Here is a 1,126-nt window from a genome sequence, read left to right on the forward strand (position 1 = left end):
CATGAGTTGCCCGAACACGAACTGACCTGCGCCTGCGGTTGCCGTAAGCATGTCATCGGCGAAGAAACCAGCGAGCAGCTCGATATCGTGCCGATGCAGATCCGCGTACTCAAACACGTGCGCAAGATCTATGGCTGCCGTGGTTGCGAGACTGCTCCTGTCACTGCTGACAAGCCCGCCCAGTTAATCGAAAAAAGCATGGCCAGCCCAAGCGTGCTGGCCATGCTGCTGACGACCAAGTACGTCGATGGCTTGCCGCTACACAGGTTTGAAAGTGTGCTGTCCCGCCACGGCATCGAGGTTCCACGACAAACCCTGGCGCGTTGGGTGATCCAGTGCAGTAAATACTTCCAGCCGCTGTTGAACCTGATGCGTGATCGGCTGCTGGAAAGTTCGGTGATTCATTGCGATGAGACTCGCGTCCAGGTGTTGAAAGAACCGGATCGAGACCCGACCAGCCAATCCTGGATGTGGGTGCAAGCCAGTGGCCCGCCTGATCGACAAGTTGTGCTGTTCGACTACACCACCAGCCGTGCGCAGGAAGTACCATTGCGTCTGCTGCAAAGCTATCGCGGCTATGTGATGACCGACGATTATGCGGGTTACAACGCTTTGGCGTTGCAGCCCGGTATCGAGCGACTGGCATGCATGGTTCACGCGCGCCGCAAGTTCGTCGAAGCACAAAAGGTGCAGCCCAAGGGTAAGACCGGACGAGCCGATGTGGCGCTGACGATGATCAATAAGCTGTATGACATCGAGCGCGACCTCAAGGAGGTCAGCGACGAACAGCGGTTCATCGGTCGCCAGGAAAGAAGCTTACCGATCCTCGGTCAGCTGAAAAGCTGGCTGGACAAGACGTACGCCCAGGTGACGCCGCAAAGCGTATTGGGCAAGGCGGTGCATTACCTGGCAAACAACTGGAGCCGCCTGGAACGGTATGTCGAAGCGGGCCATTTGCCAATCGACAACAACCTGGCAGAGCGTGCGATAAAACCGTTTGTCATTGGGCGCAAGGCTTGGCTGTTCAGTGACACGCCCAAGGGCGCCACGGCAAGTGCGCAGATATACAGCTTGGTCGAGACCGCCAAGGTCAACGGCCAGGAGCCCTATACGTGGCTGCGCCACG

1 protein-coding gene is annotated in these 1,126 nt (G+C 57.8%); it reads left to right on the plus strand.

The genetic code is table 11. The features are described from left to right. A partial coding sequence (tnpC, locus tag TMES_RS21945) for an IS66 family transposase (protein WP_085586595.1) occupies positions 1 to 1,126 on the plus strand: 1,126 nt, incomplete at both ends.

It is taken from the genome of Thalassospira mesophila, assembly GCF_002115755.1.
Lineage (GTDB): Bacteria > Pseudomonadota > Alphaproteobacteria > Rhodospirillales > Thalassospiraceae > Thalassospira > Thalassospira mesophila.